Genomic DNA, 13,079 nt, shown 5'->3' on the forward strand with positions numbered 1-13,079 from the left:
GAAATGCCTCTTGTAATTGTTGGATGCAGGTCAGATCGCGTTATGGGTCTTCAGCCAGCCAAGGCCCGCTTCGGTGGTGGTCAGCGGCTTGTATTCACAGCCCACCCAGCCCTGGTAGCCGATGCGGTCCAGGTGTTCGAAGAGGAAGCGATAGTTGATCTCGCCAGTGCCCGGCTCGTTGCGGCCGGGGTTGTCGGCCAGCTGGATGTGGTTGATCTTGGCCAGGTTGCTCTCCACGGTACGGGCAAGATCGCCCTCCATGATCTGCATGTGGTAGATGTCGTATTGCAGGTACAGGTTGCTGCTCGCCACCTCGGCCTGGATCTCCAGCGCCTGTTTGGTGGTGTTCAGGTAGAAGCCCGGGATGTCGCGGGTATTGATCATTTCCATGACCAGCTTGATCCCGGCGGCCTGCAGCTTGTCGGCGGCAAACTTGAGGTTGTCGACGAAGGTCTTGCGCACCGTGGCGCAGTCCGGGCCTTGTGGGCGGATGCCGGCCAGGCAGTTGACCTGGGTGTTGCCCAGCACCTGGGCGTAGGCGATGGCCAGATCGACACCGGCGCGGAACTCTTCGACACGGGCTGGGTCGCAGGCGATGCCGCGGTCACCCTTGGCCCAGTCGCCGGCCGGCAGGTTGAACAGCACCTGGGTCAGGCCGTGGGCATCGAGCTGCTGCTTGATTTCAGCCGAGCTGAAATCGTACGGGAACAGGTACTCGACACCGCTGAAGCCGGCGTCGGCAGCAGCCTTGAAACGGGCGAGGAAGTCCTGCTCGGTGAACAGCATGGACAGGTTGGCGGCGAAACGTGGCATGGTTGTCTCCTTGCAAAAAGGGGCCCTGTGCACCCGGCAGCAGGGCCTTCGCAGCGATCAGTCGAGCAGGGAAATCGCGGTTGGCGCGTCGTTGCCGACCAGCGCCAGGTCTTCGAATTCGTTGACCGCGTTGATTTCGGTGCCCATGGAAATGTTGGTCACGCGCTCGAGGATAACCTCGACCACCACCGGTACCCGGAACTCTTCAGCCAGCTTTTGCGCCTTGAGCAGGGCCGGGGCGATCTCGCCAGGCTCGGTCACGCGCAGGGCCTTGCAGCCCAGGCCTTCGACCACGGCGACGTGATCGACGCCATAACCGTTGAGTTCTGGCGCGTTGACGTTCTCGAACGCCAGCTGCACACAGTAATCCATCTCGAAGCCACGCTGGGCCTGGCGGATCAGGCCCAGGTAGGAGTTGTTCACCAGCACGTGGACGTAGGGCAGGTTGAACTGCGCGCCCACTGCCAGCTCTTCGATCATGAACTGGAAGTCATAGTCGCCCGACAGTGCCACGACCTTGCGAGTCGGGTCGGCCTTGACCACACCGAGTGCGGCAGGGATGGTCCAGCCCAGCGGGCCGGCCTGACCGCAGTTGATCCAGTGGCGCGGCTTGTAGACGTGGAGGAACTGCGCGCCGGCGATCTGCGACAGGCCGATGGTGCTGACGTAGCAGGTGTCCTTGCCGAATACCTGGTTCATTTCCTGGTAAACGCGCTGTGGCTTGACCGGCACGTTGTCGAAGTGGGTCTTGCGTTGCAGGCTCGATTTGCGCTGCTGGCAGTCTTCGAGCCAGGCGCTGCGGTCCTTGAGCTTGCCGGCGGCTTTCCACTCGCGGGCCACTTCGAGGAACACGTCGAGGGCGGCGCCGGCGTCGGAAACGATACCCAGGTCCGGGGTGAAGACGCGGCCGATCTGGGTCGGTTCGATATCGACGTGGATGAAGCGACGGCCTTCGGTGTAGACGTCAACGGAGCCGGTGTGACGGTTGGCCCAACGGTTGCCGATACCCAGTACCACGTCGGACTTGAGCATAGTGGCGTTGCCGTAGCGGTGCGAGGTCTGCAGGCCGACCATGCCCACCATCAGCGGGTGATCGTCAGGGATGATGCCCCAGCCCATCAGGGTCGGGATCACCGGTATACCGGTCAGCTCGGCGAATTCCACCAGCTTGTCGCAGGCATCGGCATTGATGATGCCGCCACCGGCGACCAGCAATGGACGCTCGGCGGTGTCGAGCATGGCCAGGGCTTTTTCGACCTGGACACGGTTGGCCGCAGGCTTTTGCACCGGCAGCGGCTGGTAGGCGTCGATATCGAATTCGATCTCGGCCATCTGCACGTCGAACGGCAGGTCGATCAGCACCGGGCCTGGGCGGCCGGAGCGCATTTCATAGAAGGCTTTCTGGAACGCATACGGCACCTGGCCGGGTTCCAGAACAGTGGTCGCCCACTTGGTCACCGGCTTGACGATGCTGGTGATGTCGACGGCCTGGAAATCTTCCTTGTGCATGCGGGCACGCGGCGCTTGGCCGGTGATGCACAGGATCGGGATGGAGTCGGCCGAGGCACTGTACAGGCCGGTGACCATGTCGGTGCCGGCAGGGCCGGATGTGCCGATGCACACGCCGATGTTGCCGGCCTTGGTGCGGGTGTAACCCTCGGCCATGTGCGAGGCGCCTTCAACGTGACGAGCGAGGACGTGATCGATACCGCCGACTTTCTTCAGGGCCGAGTACAGGGGGTTGATGGCTGCACCCGGAATGCCAAACGCGGTTTCCACACCTTCGCGGCGCATCACCAGAACGGCTGCATCAATTGCTCTCATTTTGCTCATGGTTTTGTGCCTCTTTGATTTTGTAATTGTATACAAATGGCTTTTCGTCAGAGTGTATTCACGCCAGGCGACTCTGGTCAATCCATTTTCATCGGCGATCGGCGCTTTCGTCGGGAAGCCTTTAAAAATGGCATTTCGTCAGAATTGGTTCATCGCGTCGAAATTATTGTATACAAAAATATTCGCCATTGTGTTCTATTTGTTCTATTGATTTTTACACCTGCCCTCGGGCTTCTAACAACAAGAGGACCTTTCCATGAACGCTTTGACCTTGAAAGTCGCTGTCAGCCTGGTAAACGCTGCGCTGGTGGCCGGGCGCAAGATCTCCTCCGCGCCGTTGACCGTCGCGGTGCTGGATAACGGCGGGCACCTGCTGGCCCTGCAGCGTGAAGACGGCGCCAGTCTGTTGCGTCCGCAAGTGGCGATGGGCAAAGCCTGGGGCGCAATTGCCCTGGGCAAGGGCTCACGCCTGCTGGCGCTGGACGCGCAACAGCGCCCGGCGTTCTTCGCCGCGCTCAATGGTCTGGGTCAAAGCCCGGTGGTGCCGGCGCCGGGCGGGGTGCTGATTCGTAATCAGCAGGGCGTGGTGCTGGGGGCGATCGGTATCAGTGGCGATACGTCGGATATCGACGAGCAGTGCGCAATCAGCGCGATCGAAGAGGCGGGGTTGACGGCGGATGCGGGGGTAGCGGCTTAAGACCTCTGGGGCTGCTTTGCAGCCCATCGCTGGCAAGGCCAGCTCCCACTGGGGTTAGTGTGGGAGCCGACATTGCCGGCGATGCTGACAGCGCGTACTAAGCGTCCGGCTCACAGCCCTTGAGCACCAGACGAATAATGGTCTGCGCCGCCGCTTCATAATCGCTGTCATCAAGCTTGGCCTTGCCGGTGACCACCGAGATCTGCCAGTCGAAGTCGGCGTAGGTCTGGGTCGCGGCCCAGATGCTGAACATCAGGTGGTGCGGGTCGAGCGGGGCGATCTGGCCGCGGTCGATCCAGGCCTGGATGCACTCGATGTTGTGCCGGGCCTGGTCGTTGAGCTGCTCGACCTGGTTCGGGCTCAGGTGCGGCGCGCCGTGCATGATCTCGCTGGCGAACACCTTGGAGGCGAACGGCAGGTCGCGGGAGATGCGCACCTTGGAGCGGATGTAGGCGCTCAGCACTTCTTTGGGATCGCCGTCGGCATTGAACGGCGTCGACGCCTGCATGATCGGCTCGATGATGCTTTCCAGGACCTCGCGGTAGAGGTTTTCCTTGGACTTGAAGTAGTAGTAGACGTTGGGCTTGGGCAGGCCGGCCTTGGCCGCGATATCGCTGGTCTTGGTGGCAGCGAAGCCCTTGTCGGCAAACTCTTCACTGGCCGCGCGCAGGATCAGTTCTTTGTTGCGCTCGCGAATGCTGCTCATGGTTGACGCTGTTCCTCGTGTCTGGCCGCTGGCGGCACCGGGCCTGGGAGGGCGGTTGCGCATGGTAGCACCGCGTTCGCAAGCGGCTCAAGGTGGCGACTTTGAGCTAGACTGTGGCCCTCTCAACCCGCTGGAATCAGGCAAACATGGCAGGAAGCAGTCTTCTGGTATTGATCGACGATATCGCCACGGTACTCGACGATGTCTCGGTAATGACCAAGGTCGCGGCAAAAAAGACCGCAGGTGTGCTGGGCGACGACCTTGCGCTCAACGCCCAGCAGGTTACCGGCGTGCGCGCCGAGCGGGAAATCCCGGTGGTCTGGGCGGTGGCCAAGGGCTCGTTCCTCAACAAGCTGATCCTGGTGCCGGCGGCGCTGTTGATCAGCGCCTTCATCCCCTGGGCGGTGACGCCGCTGCTGATGGTCGGCGGTGCGTTCCTGTGCTTTGAAGGATTCGAAAAACTCGCGCACAAGTTCCTCCACAGCAAGGAAGAGGACCAAGCCGAGCATGCGGCGCTGAGCGAAGCGGTGGCGGACCCTGCGGTCGACCTGGTGGCCTTCGAGCAAGGCAAGATCAAGGGCGCAGTGCGCACCGACTTCATCCTCTCGGCCGAAATCATCGCCATTACCCTGGGCACGGTCGCCGATGCGCCGCTGACTCAGCAGATCATCGTGCTCTCGGGCATCGCCATTGTCATGACCATCGGTGTCTATGGCCTGGTGGCCGGCATCGTCAAGCTTGATGACCTGGGCCTGTGGCTGACCCAGAAGGCTTCCAGCGCGGCCAAGGCGATCGGCAACGGCATCCTGCGCGCGGCACCGTACATGATGAAAAGCCTGTCGGTGATCGGCACTGCGGCGATGTTTCTGGTCGGTGGCGGGATCCTGGTGCACGGCGTGGCACCGCTGCATCACGCCATTGAAGCCTTCAGCGAAGGGCGCGGCGGGGTACTGACCAGCACGCTGCTCAATGCCGGGGTGGGGATTGTCGCGGGTGCTGCGGTGCTGGCGGTGGTTGCGGTTATCGGCAAGCTCTGGCGAGCTGTCAGAGGTTGATGGCCTCATCGCGGGGCAAGCCCGCTCCTACTGTAGGAGCGTGCTTGCCCCGCGATTGTTTTGATCAGAAGTGCGCTTTGACCAGGAAGCTGGCCGTGTTCTGATCGGTATCAAAGGCATCGCTGTCCTTGATGCCGTACTTGTTCTTCCAGTAGTCGTATTCGAAACCGACATACAACTGCTTCTCGCCCCAGTTCAGCGCCTTGCCCAGGTCGTATTTGACCTGCGGGTTGAAGTGCAGGTTGGCGTGGTAGGTACCACGGCGGCTGGTGGCATCGTTGTCGACGACCCAGTCCATGAAACCATCGATGAGGATGTCGGACTTGCCCACAGGAATGGTGTAGGACCATACCGGGGTGATCTGCCAGACGTTGTCACCGGCGCGGCTGCCTTCGGTGTGGCGCTGGTAGAAGTTCAGCTGGAAGTAGTCGAAGCCCGGGATGTCCAGGTCGAAGCCAGGGCCGATCAGGTAGGACTCGGTGTCACCCTCGCCAAACTCGTAGGTCATGGCCAGCAGCACGTCCTTGACCGGGCCGAAGGCCAGCTTCTGGTCGAAGATCTTGCCGAACGACAGGCGCGGGCTGATCTCGCCGTAGTAGGTGTTGGGACCGTTGTTGAAGTCCTTGTCGCCGTTGTAGAAGATCTTGTCGACGAAGATGAAGTTGTCGCCGTACTTCCAGCCATCGGCGTGCTCGAAGGTCACGGTCTGCTGGATCGACGGGTTGACGGCGAAGTTCTTGCCCCACAGGTAGGTCAGGCTGTTGTTCTGCCATTGCAGCAGATCACCGGCGCTGGCGCCGGTGCTGGCCGCCAGCAGGCCGCTGGCGAGGATCAGGCTGTTGGTAATACGCATCGCGTAGTTGCTCCCTTGATTGATTCTGTGTCGGTGCTCTGGTGTGGCACCTTTTGGGTAATTACTTGTCTTCTGAGTCAGTTTTTTTCGATTGGCCACAGCTTTTTGGCAAGAGCTGGGCCAACTTTTCGGGGCTGGCTCAACAATCCTGCTCGACGTCAGACTGAACAGATGAAAAGGGTCTTGCTGGATGGCGTGACGCTTGCCAACCGCCCGAATTCATTGACTGAGCGGTCAGCAAACGCAGACAGGATCCGTCCTGCCCTGAGCGAGGGGGCGCGCAGATTACTGGCTTGCGCGCCGGTCCTCAAGTGCCCCGTCCTGGAGCAGGTGTGGCAAAAACTGTGCGTTTGGTCAGCTTTTAGAAGTGAACCTTAACCAGGGCGCTGGTAACGCTCTGGTTGGTGTCGAGCTTTCCACTGTTCTCGATACCGTATTTGTCTTTCCAGTAGCTGTATTCGATACCCACGTACAACTGCTTGGCGCCCAGGTTCAGGGCCTTGCCCAGGTCGTATTTGACCTGCGGGTTGAACTGCAGGTTGGCGTGGTAGGTGCCGCGCCGGCTCTGGTCGTTATCAACCACCCAGTCCATGTAGCCATCGATCAGCACGTCGGACTTGCCCACGGGGATGGTGTAGGAAAAGGTTGGGGTAATCTGCCAGACGCGATCACCTGGGCGACTGCCTTCGGTGTTGCGCTGCATGATGTTGAGGGTGAAGTAGTTGAAGCCGGGAATCGCCAGGTCAAAGCCGGGGCCGATCAGGTAGGCCTCGTTGTCGCCTTCGCCCGACTCGTAGGTCATGGCGATCAGTACGTCCTTGATCGGGCCGAACTCGAATTTGCGATCGAAGATCTTGCCCAGCGACAGCCGCGGGCTGAACTCACCGTAGTAGGTGTTGCTGCCCTTGTTGCGGTCGGTACCGCCGTTGTAGAAGATCTTGTCGATGAACAGGAAAGTGTCGCCGTACTTCCACTTGTTGGCATGTTCGAAGGTCACCGTCTGCTGGATCGCAGGGTTGACCTGAAAGTCCTTGCCGTAGAGGTAGGTGAGGCTGTTGGTGTGCCAGAGCAGCAAGTCCCCTGCGGCGGCTGGCAAGGTGGCCAGCAGACTGCTACCCAGCAGGAGGGAAGTGGTGATGCCTTTCATGTTGTGATTCCCGGCTTTGTTATTGTTGGTTTTCGGTTTTTTGGCGCGAAGCGCCCCGGCCGACCCGCTCCTACGGGTCGACGGCCTTGCATGTTGCTCGGGTGACGCCGGGCGGCATGCGCCGCCCAAAGGCTCAGTGCTGGTGGGCGGTATCGTTGTGGGCAGCGCGCTCGGCGCCACCGAGGATGTTGAACAGCAGGTTGAGGATCAACGCGCTGACGGTGGCCATGGCAATACCGCTATGGGTGATCGGTTCCATCCACTGTGGCATCTGCGCGAAGAACTCGGGGCGCACCACCGGGATCAGGCCCATGCCGACGCTGACGGCCACCAGCAACTGGTTGCGGCGGTCGGCGATGTCGGCTTCCTGGAGGATCTTGATGCCAGTTGCGGCGACCATGCCGAACATGGCGATCGACGCACCGCCGAGCACCGCAGGCGGAATCGAGGCAATCAGGAACGCCGCTTTGGGCAGCAGGCTGAGCAGGATCAGAAAACCACCGGCGACCACCGTGACGTAGCGGCAACGCACGCCGGTCATCTGCACCAGGCCGATGTTCTGGGCGAACGAGGAGTGGGTGAAGGTGTTGAAAAAGCCGGCCACGAACGACGCGCCGGCATCGCACATCAGGCCGCGACGCAGCATGCCCGGGGTGACTTCACGGTCGGTGACCTTGCCCAGGGCGAGGAACATGCCGGTGGACTCGACGAAGATGATCACCACCACCAGGCACATCGACAGGATCGGCGCCAGGCTGAAGGTCGGCATGCCGAAATGCAGGGGGGTCACCACCTGCACCCAGGGCGCTTCGCTCAGGCCGGAGAGGTCGACCATGCCGATGGAGCCGGCAATGATGTAGCCCAGGCCCATGCCGATGAGTACCGAGACATTGACCCAGAAGCCACGCATGAAGCGGTTGATCAGCAGGATGGTAGCCAGCACCAGGCCGGCGACGATCAGGTAGACGGGGGAGCCGAAGGGTGCGGCATCGGCGCCGCCGCCGGCCCAGTTGACGGCAACCGGGAACAGCGACAGGCCGATCGAGGTGATGACCGTGCCGGTCACCAGGGGTGGGAAGAAACGTACGACCTTGGACATGAACGGCGCGATGATCATGCCGAAGAAACCGGCGGCGATGGTCGCGCCGAAAATCCCCTGCAGGCCGACGCCGGGCATGCCGGCCATGGCCACCATGCTGCCGACCGCAGCAAAGCTTGCGCCCATCATCACCGGCATGCGGATGCCGACAGCGCCAATGCCGAACGACTGGACGATGGTGGCGACACCAGCGACCAGCAGGTCGGCATTGATCAGGAAAGCGACTTCTTCACGAGAAAGTCCGGCGGCTTGACCGATGATCAGCGGCACGGCAATCGCGCCTCCGTACATCAGCAACACATGCTGCAGACCCACCAGGAACAGTTGGAACAGGGGCAGTGGCTGTCGTGGGGGCGCAACAGGGATGTACGCCTTGCGTGACTCGGACATGCAACACCTCGGTTTTGTTTTTATTCTTGGAGCTGCAAGCTTCAAGCGCCAAGCTTCAAGAAGAAGCAGGAGGTCGCGCTTGGCTTGCAGCTTTTTTTTGCTTGCCGGTTACAGCTGGCAGCTTGCGGCTGCCTTAGTGGGTCGGTGCTCCCTTGGCGACCCAGGCGCCAATCAGTTCACGTTCCTGCTGGGTCATCTGAGTGATGTTGCCCAGGGGCATGATCTGCGTTGCCACGGCTTGCGCCTGGATACGCGCGGCCTGTTGCTGGATCTGTTGCGGGGTATCGAGCATCACCCCGGCAGGGGCGGCGCTGAACAGCGGGCTGGTCGGCTTGGCCGAATGGCACACCGCGCAACGTTCCTGGATGACGCTGTGGATCTTGTCGAAACCGGCATCGTCGAGCTTGGCCGTGGTCTCGGCCGGGGCAGCAGCAGGGGCGGCTGGCTGGGCAGGGGCGGCAGCCTGTTCGGCGGCTTTCTCGGCAGCGGTCTTGCCGCCCAGGGCGGTTTCCGGCAGCGGCTGGTACTCGACCTTGGCGGCGGCCTGCTCAGGGGCGCTCGGCATCGGCGCAGGGCCGGTTACGTAAGCCAGGCAGATCATCGCCAGGGCGCCGACCGGCAGGGTCCAGGCGTACTTGTTGCTGTCATGACGGGTGTTGAAGTAGTGACGCACCAACACCGCAGCCACCGCGATACCGCCCAGGATCAACCAGTTGTACTGGCTGCCATAGGTGCTCGGGAAATGGTTGCTGATCATGATGAACAGCACCGGCAGGGTGAAGTAGTTGTTGTGTCGCGAACGCAGCAGGCCCTTGGCCGGCAGCAGCGGATCCGGCGTCTGGTTGGCTTCGATGGCAGCCACCAGCTGACGCTGGGCCGGCATGATGATGCGGAACACGTTACCGACCATGATGGTGCCGATGATCGCGCCGGTGTGCAGGTACGCGCCGCGGCCGCTGAACACCTGGCTGAAGCCGTAGCAGGCGGCAATGATCAACACGAACAGGACCAGGCCGAGCAGGCCAGGGCGCTTGCCCAGGGGCGAATCGCAGAGGAAGTCGTAGATGAACCAGCCGGCGATCAGCGAACCGACACCGATGGCGATGCCTTCACCACCGCTCAGGGTGCTGCCAGGGGCCAGCAGGTAGAGGGTCGGGTTCCAGTAGAACACCAGGCACAGCAGGGCGATGCCCGACATCCAGGTGAAATAGGCTTCCCATTTGAACCAGTGCAGGTTCTCCGGCATTTTTGGCGGAGCCAGCTTGTACTTCTCCAGGTGGTAGATCCCGCCACCGTGAATCGCCCAGAGATCGCCGGACAGACCGTCGCGCGGGTTGGCCCGGTTGAGGTTGTTTTCCAGCCAGACAAAGTAGAACGACGCGCCAATCCATGCCACGCCAGTGATCATGTGAACCCAACGCACGCTCAGGTTCAGCCATTCCAACAGATGTGCTTCCACAGTCTTTACCTCTACCCTGGCACCCTGTAGCCGGGCGCTCAGGTCTTCTCTTATTGGTGGGGGGCGAGGATCAATTGCTCATCCTCATTGAAAAAATGCTCATCGCAGTTGTTGCCAGTGCCACTGCGATCAACCACCAGGAAGTCATCCCGCTTTTCGATCGTCAGCACCGGGTGGTGCCAGACGCCGCGATGGTAATTGATGCCCTGCCTTCCATTACTGATGAAGGCACGGACCAGGTCTGATACAGGTGCATCGCCAACGGGCGCGACCACGATCAGAAAGGGGTTGCCGAGCAGCGGAATGAAAGCCTGGCTGCCCTGCGGATGGCGCTCCAGCATGCGTACGGTCAGTGGCATGTCCAGCGCATCGGCGCGGAAGATGCTGATGATCGCCTTGTCGTCGGGTTGTGCGGTTTCGACCGTGGCCAGACGATGGAAGCGCATGGTCGAGCCGTTGTTGATCATGAAGTGGTCGCTGCCGTCGGTTTCGATCACGTCACCGAAAGGGGCGAAGGCTTCTTTGCTCAGGGGCTCAATCACTAAAGTGCGCATGCGGATTCTCTTTATTCTGTGTTGTGGAGGGTGTCGTTGTTGCGCCGGTCAGGCCCTGGGTACGCTCGCGTAGCGCACTCGGGCCAGCCCGGCGATCGACGCCCTTAAAGCTGCAGCAGGCGGAACAGGGCGATCAGATTGATCTGCGCCAGCGCTTCCTTAAACTCGGCTTCGACCGAGTTGTGGATGCGCTTTTCAAAGGCGGCGAGGATCTGGTGCCGGTTGCTGCCTTTGACCGCCATGATGAACGGGAACTTGAACTTCTCTTTGTAGGCATCGTTGAGCACGGTGAAGCGCTCGAACTCTTCGGCGGTGCACTGGTGGATACCGGCGCCGGCCTGTTCATTGGTGCTCGATTCGGTCAGTTCACCCTGGATCGCGGCCTTGCCAGCGAGGTCCGGGTGAGCGTTGATCAGCGCCAGCTGGGCGGCGTGGTCGGCGCTCAGGAGGATGTCGCTCATGCGCTGGTGCAGGGCTTCGATCTGGTCGGCTTCGTGCAACTGGCCCAGGTCGTAGGCTTTTTCGGCAACCCATGGCGAATGTTCGTAGATGTCGGCGAAGGCTTCGACGAACGCTGTGCGATCCAGGGTCGAAGGCTTCAGTTTCTTGAATGCAGTCATTAGGCGTTCTCGGCTTGGAAAGGGTGGGTGGCATGCCAGTGACGGGCGATGTCCACGCGCCGGGCGAACCAGATCTGCTCATGGCTCTTGGCGTACTCGACGAAGCGCTTGAGCGCAGCCAGGCGGGCAGGGCGGCCGATCAGGCGGCAGTGCAGGCCGATCGAGAGCATTTTCGGTGCCTCGGCGCCCTCTTCGTAGAGCACATCGAAGGCGTCCTTGAGGTACTGGAAGAACTGCTCGCCGCAATTGAAACCCTGTACCTGGGTGAAGCGCATGTCATTGGTGTCCAGGGTGTAGGGGATCACCAGGTGCGGCTTGTCGGTCGGGTTGTTGCGTTCCCAGTAGGGCAGGTCGTCGTCGTAGGTGTCGCTGTCATAGAGGAAGCCGCCTTCCTCCATCACCAGGCGACGGGTGTTCGGCCCGGTGCGGCCGGTATACCAGCCCAGCGGGCGCTCGCCAGTGAGTTCGGTGAGGATGCGGATGGCTTCGAGCATGTGCTCGCGCTCCTGGGCCTCGTCCATGTTCTGGTAGTCGATCCAGCGGTAGCCGTGGCTGCAGATCTCGTGGCCGGCTTCGACCATGGCGCGGATCACGTCCGGATGGCGCTGGGCGGCCATGGCCACGGCGAAGATGGTCAGCGGTACGCCGGTGTCCTTGAACAGCTTGAGCAGGCGCCAGACGCCGGCACGGCTGCCGTACTCGTACAGCGATTCCATGCTCATGTTGCGCGCGCCCTGCAGCGGCTGGGCGGCGACCATTTCCGAGAGGAAGGCTTCGGACTCTTTGTCACCGTGAAGGATGTTGCGTTCGCCACCTTCTTCGTAATTGAGCACGAAAGACAAAGCAATGCGGGCATTCCCCGGCCAGCGCGGATGAGGTGGGGTGTTGCCGTAACCGATCAGGTCGCGAGGGTAATCAGCGCTCACTGCAGTCTTCCTTCTTGTACGTGAATACGGAGGGCGTGGGCACCCGGGTAGGGTATCGGCCACGACGATGGAATGATTGTATACAACTTTGTTTGCGATTTGTAAGCCTGTTTTTTCGCTTTTCTTTGCCTTTTTAGCCACTCCCACCTCTATAAGAAGCCCTGCAAGAAACCTGCCTGATCGGTCAGCTAATGACGGGGTCGTCGGCCATTGGCGTGGTTTTGCGACTGATGGCCTATTTACAGAGGGCGAGCGGCGTGCCAGGAAAGAATACCGAATTATTGTGTACAATTTTATAGAAAAATGTCTTAATAATCCGACAGCCGCACGTTGTCGGATTTCCTGACGCTGGCGTGCGGGTATTTTTTGCCCACAGATAGAACAGAGGCGAGCAAGCAATGGGACGTTTGACCACGCATGTACTGGATGCCGCTCATGGCTGCCCTGGCAGCTCGATCAAGGTCGAGCTGTACCGGGTCGAAGGCCAGCAGCTGGAACTGGTGAACACTACCCTGACCAACAGCGATGGCCGTTGCGACGCACCGCTGCTGCAAGGCGATGATTACCGCAGTGGCGTCTACCAGCTGCAGTTCAGCGCCGGCGATTACTACCGCGCCCGCGGCGTACAACTGCCCGAGCCTGCTTTCCTTGACGTGGTGGTACTGCGTTTCGGCATCAGCGCCGAACAGGATCACTACCACGTGCCGCTGTTGATCTCGCCGTACAGTTACTCGACCTATCGTGGAAGCTAGTTGGTCGCTAGAAGAATCTTCGTAGGTCCCTTGCCCGCTCACACTGCGGGCTTTTTTTTGGGTTCTTCACGGAATCTCGGGGGGCTATGATTCTTGGGTTGGGTTGCGGGCTTATCCATTCGGTGTGGCGCCGCTGTTGGCCCCTTCCGCCCTTACGGCGGGTCCCTTTTGTTCT

At 61.0% G+C, this 13,079-nt stretch carries 13 protein-coding genes; 3 read left to right on the forward strand and 10 right to left on the reverse strand.

Annotated elements, in window-relative coordinates; all coding sequences use genetic code 11:
* Positions 1-30: 30 nt before the first annotated feature.
* Both hyi and gcl read right to left on the reverse strand, forming a co-directional pair.
* The gene (gene hyi, locus ABIE20_RS18280) at positions 31-813 is read right to left on the reverse strand and encodes a hydroxypyruvate isomerase (protein WP_045200402.1); all 783 of its coding nucleotides are present in this window, start codon (positions 811-813) and stop codon (positions 31-33) included.
* Positions 814-870: 57 nt separating this feature from the next.
* A complete protein-coding gene (gene gcl, locus ABIE20_RS18285) occupies positions 871-2,646 on the reverse strand; it encodes a glyoxylate carboligase (RefSeq protein ID WP_045200404.1) in 1,776 nt (591 codons plus the stop codon).
* A gap of 256 nt (positions 2,647-2,902) precedes the next feature.
* Between gcl and ABIE20_RS18290 the strand changes: the two genes are divergently transcribed.
* Positions 2,903-3,343, forward strand: a complete 441-nt coding sequence (locus ABIE20_RS18290) for a GlcG/HbpS family heme-binding protein (RefSeq protein WP_010225106.1) — start codon at positions 2,903-2,905, stop codon at positions 3,341-3,343.
* Positions 3,344-3,440: 97 nt separating this feature from the next.
* Here ABIE20_RS18290 and ABIE20_RS18295 read toward each other — a convergent pair whose 3' ends face one another.
* Positions 3,441-4,049 carry a TetR/AcrR family transcriptional regulator gene (locus ABIE20_RS18295; protein WP_123568117.1) on the reverse strand — a complete coding sequence of 203 codons (609 nt, stop codon included), beginning with the start codon at positions 4,047-4,049 and terminating at the stop codon, positions 3,441-3,443.
* Between the two features lie 146 nt (positions 4,050-4,195).
* On the opposite strand from ABIE20_RS18295, the gene ABIE20_RS18300 reads away from it, so the two are divergent.
* The gene (locus tag ABIE20_RS18300) at positions 4,196-5,104 is read left to right on the forward strand and encodes a DUF808 domain-containing protein (RefSeq protein WP_429506382.1); all 909 of its coding nucleotides are present in this window, start codon (positions 4,196-4,198) and stop codon (positions 5,102-5,104) included.
* Positions 5,105-5,168: 64 nt separating this feature from the next.
* Here the strand turns inward: ABIE20_RS18300 and ABIE20_RS18305 are convergent, their stop codons facing one another.
* The 7 genes from ABIE20_RS18305 to puuE form a co-directional block, all read right to left on the reverse strand.
* On the reverse strand, positions 5,169-5,957 hold the full coding sequence (locus ABIE20_RS18305; protein WP_429506383.1) for an outer membrane protein OmpK: 789 nt from the start codon (positions 5,955-5,957) through the stop codon (positions 5,169-5,171).
* Between the two features lie 361 nt (positions 5,958-6,318).
* The gene (locus ABIE20_RS18310) at positions 6,319-7,104 is read right to left on the reverse strand and encodes an outer membrane protein OmpK (RefSeq protein ID WP_429506385.1); all 786 of its coding nucleotides are present in this window, start codon (positions 7,102-7,104) and stop codon (positions 6,319-6,321) included.
* A 133-nt stretch (positions 7,105-7,237) separates the two neighbouring features.
* Complete coding sequence (locus ABIE20_RS18315; RefSeq protein ID WP_115088006.1) at positions 7,238-8,593, reverse strand: nucleobase:cation symporter-2 family protein; 1,356 nt, start codon at positions 8,591-8,593, stop codon at positions 7,238-7,240.
* A gap of 133 nt (positions 8,594-8,726) precedes the next feature.
* Positions 8,727-10,052 (reverse strand): urate hydroxylase PuuD, encoded by a 1,326-nt coding sequence (locus ABIE20_RS18320; RefSeq protein ID WP_429506386.1) that lies wholly within the window; start codon positions 10,050-10,052, stop codon positions 8,727-8,729.
* 50 nt (positions 10,053-10,102) lie between these two features.
* Positions 10,103-10,606, reverse strand: a complete 504-nt coding sequence (locus tag ABIE20_RS18325) for an ureidoglycolate lyase (protein ID WP_429506387.1) — start codon at positions 10,604-10,606, stop codon at positions 10,103-10,105.
* A gap of 104 nt (positions 10,607-10,710) precedes the next feature.
* The gene (gene uraD, locus ABIE20_RS18330) at positions 10,711-11,226 is read right to left on the reverse strand and encodes a 2-oxo-4-hydroxy-4-carboxy-5-ureidoimidazoline decarboxylase (RefSeq protein WP_429506388.1); all 516 of its coding nucleotides are present in this window, start codon (positions 11,224-11,226) and stop codon (positions 10,711-10,713) included.
* On the reverse strand, positions 11,226-12,152 hold the full coding sequence (puuE, locus tag ABIE20_RS18335; RefSeq protein WP_429506389.1) for an allantoinase PuuE: 927 nt from the start codon (positions 12,150-12,152) through the stop codon (positions 11,226-11,228). Before puuE ends, uraD begins: the two co-directional genes overlap by 1 nt.
* 398 nt (positions 12,153-12,550) lie before the next feature.
* Here puuE and uraH point away from each other — a divergent pair, with 398 nt between their 5' ends.
* On the forward strand, positions 12,551-12,904 hold the full coding sequence (uraH, locus tag ABIE20_RS18340) for a hydroxyisourate hydrolase (protein WP_010225132.1): 354 nt from the start codon (positions 12,551-12,553) through the stop codon (positions 12,902-12,904).
* Positions 12,905-13,079: the final 175 nt, after the last annotated feature.

Source organism: Pseudomonas sp. 2835 (assembly GCF_050435905.1).
Lineage (GTDB): Bacteria > Pseudomonadota > Gammaproteobacteria > Pseudomonadales > Pseudomonadaceae > Aquipseudomonas.

What these genes read in the sequence shown, in the direction of transcription:
- hyi (WP_045200402.1), bottom strand. Translation starts at nt 813, where the DNA reads ATGCCACGTTTCGCCGCCAACCTGTCCATGCTGTTCACCGAGCAGGAC.
- gcl (WP_045200404.1), bottom strand. Translation starts at nt 2,646, where the DNA reads ATGAGCAAAATGAGAGCAATTGATGCAGCCGTTCTGGTGATGCGCCGC.
- ABIE20_RS18290 (WP_010225106.1), top strand. Translation starts at nt 2,903, where the DNA reads ATGAACGCTTTGACCTTGAAAGTCGCTGTCAGCCTGGTAAACGCTGCG.
- ABIE20_RS18295 (WP_123568117.1), bottom strand. Translation starts at nt 4,049, where the DNA reads ATGAGCAGCATTCGCGAGCGCAACAAAGAACTGATCCTGCGCGCGGCC.
- ABIE20_RS18300 (WP_429506382.1), top strand. Translation starts at nt 4,196, where the DNA reads ATGGCAGGAAGCAGTCTTCTGGTATTGATCGACGATATCGCCACGGTA.
- ABIE20_RS18305 (WP_429506383.1), bottom strand. Translation starts at nt 5,957, where the DNA reads ATGCGTATTACCAACAGCCTGATCCTCGCCAGCGGCCTGCTGGCGGCC.
- ABIE20_RS18310 (WP_429506385.1), bottom strand. Translation starts at nt 7,104, where the DNA reads ATGAAAGGCATCACCACTTCCCTCCTGCTGGGTAGCAGTCTGCTGGCC.
- ABIE20_RS18315 (WP_115088006.1), bottom strand. Translation starts at nt 8,593, where the DNA reads ATGTCCGAGTCACGCAAGGCGTACATCCCTGTTGCGCCCCCACGACAG.
- ABIE20_RS18325 (WP_429506387.1), bottom strand. Translation starts at nt 10,606, where the DNA reads ATGCGCACTTTAGTGATTGAGCCCCTGAGCAAAGAAGCCTTCGCCCCT.
- uraD (WP_429506388.1), bottom strand. Translation starts at nt 11,226, where the DNA reads ATGACTGCATTCAAGAAACTGAAGCCTTCGACCCTGGATCGCACAGCG.
- uraH (WP_010225132.1), top strand. Translation starts at nt 12,551, where the DNA reads ATGGGACGTTTGACCACGCATGTACTGGATGCCGCTCATGGCTGCCCT.